The sequence below is a fragment of the Caballeronia sp. LZ033 genome (genome assembly GCF_031451265.1).
GTDB lineage: Bacteria > Pseudomonadota > Gammaproteobacteria > Burkholderiales > Burkholderiaceae > Caballeronia.
Genome location: NZ_JARUXQ010000025.1, coordinates 1 through 1,840 on the forward strand (window position 1 = coordinate 1; position 1,840 = coordinate 1,840).

At 63.3% G+C, this 1,840-nt stretch carries 2 protein-coding genes; both read right to left on the reverse strand.

Annotated elements, in window-relative coordinates:
• On the reverse strand, positions 1-605 hold a 605-nt coding region (locus tag QCE62_RS34990), incomplete at its 3' end, for a succinate dehydrogenase iron-sulfur subunit (protein ID WP_309927993.1).
• Positions 606-622: 17 nt separating this feature from the next.
• Positions 623-1,840, reverse strand: a 1,218-nt coding sequence (locus tag QCE62_RS34995; protein WP_309927995.1) for an FAD-binding protein, incomplete at its 5' end; no start/stop codon positions are given.

The following is a 1,840-nucleotide window of genomic DNA, read 5'->3' on the forward strand; positions in this document are numbered from 1 at the left end:
TGGCAGCGGAACAGACGGTACGGATCTTCCAGGTTGTCGAGTCGTTCGCCCGTCGCTTCATCACGGCTGTCCGCGATGAAACGATAGGCCTGCAGCAAGCCCGCGGGTCCCACGAACTTGTCCGGATTCCACCAGAAGCTCGGACACGACGTCGAGCAGCTCGCGCACAGAATGCACTCGTACAGACCGTCCAGCTCGTCGCGCTCCACCGGCGACTGCAGACGCTCCTTCTCCGGCGGCGGCGTGTCGTTGATCAGGTACGGCTTGATCGAATGATACTGGTTGAAGAACTGCGTGAAGTCGCAGATCAGGTCGCGCACCACCGGCAGACCCGGCAGCGGACGCAGCACGATCTTCTGCGGCAGCTCGTTCAGGTTCGTCAGGCACGCCAGACCGTTCTTGCCGTTGATGTTCATCGCATCCGAACCGCACACGCCCTCGCGGCACGAACGACGGAACGACAACGTCTCGTCCACTTCCTTCAGCTTCACCAGCGCGTCCAGCAGCATGCGTTCGTGCGTCAGGTCCAGCTCGTACGTCTGCATGCGCGGCGCTGCGTCCTTGTCCGGATCGTAGCGATAAACTTCAAAGATTCTCTTGGCCATTTCTCTATCCTCGTGCCTTAGAAGGTGCGTGCCTTCGGCGGCACCGATTCGACCGTCAGCGGCTTCATCTGCACCGGCTTGTAGTCCAGCCGGTCACCCTCGCTGAACCACAGCGTGTGACGCATCCAGTTCTCGTCGTCGCGATGCTCGTAGTCGCTGTGCGCATGCGCCCCGCGGCTTTCCTTGCGCGCTTCGGCTGACACCATCGTCGCGCGCGCCACCTCGATCAGGTTCGCCAGCTCCAGCGCTTCCACCTTCGCGGTGTTGAACACCTTCGACTTGTCCTTCAGATGCACGTGCTTCACGCGCTCCGCCACTTCCGCGATCTTCTCGACGCCGTCTTCGAGCAGCTTCGCCGTACGGAACACGCCTGCGTGCGCCTGCATCGTCGAGCGGATGTCGTTGGCGATGTTCTGCGTGTATTCGCCCGAGGTGGACTTCTCCAGCACCGCGAGACGTTCCATCGCGAAGTCGGCGGCATCGGCCGGCAGCGGCTTGTGCTCCTTCAGCTCGCGCGCATGCTTGATGATGTGGTTGCCCGCCGCGCGCCCGAACACCACCAGGTCCAGCAGCGAGTTCGTGCCGAGACGATTCGCGCCGTGCACCGAGACGCACGAGCATTCGCCCACCGCGTAGAAGCCGTTGACCGGGTCGTTGTAGCCCTTGGACGTGCCCACGACCTGACCATGCATGTTGGTCGGAATGCCGCCCATCTGATAGTGGATGGTCGGCACGACCGGGATCGGCTCTTTAATGCAATCGACGTTCGCGAACTTCAGCGCGATCTCGCGAATCGACGGCAGACGCTTCATGATCGTCTCGGCGCCGATGTGCGACAGGTCCAGCAGCACGTGATCCTTGTTCGGACCCACGCCGCGGCCTTCCTTGATCTCCTGGTCCATCGAACGCGAGACGAAGTCGCGCGGCGCCAGATCCTTCAGCGTCGGCGCATAGCGTTCCATGAAACGGTCGCCGTTCGAGTTGCGCAGGATGCCGCCCTCGCCGCGCACGCCTTCGGTGATCAGCACGCCCGCGCCGGCCACGCCCGTCGGGTGGAACTGCCAGAACTCCATGTCCTGCAGCGCGATGCCCGAGCGCGCCGCCATGCCCAGGCCGTCGCCCGTGTTGATGAACGCATTCGTCGATGCCGCGAAGATGCGTCCCGCGCCGCCGGTTGCGAACAGCGTGGTCTTGCCTTCGAGGATATAGACCTCGCCCGTTTCCATCTCCAGCGC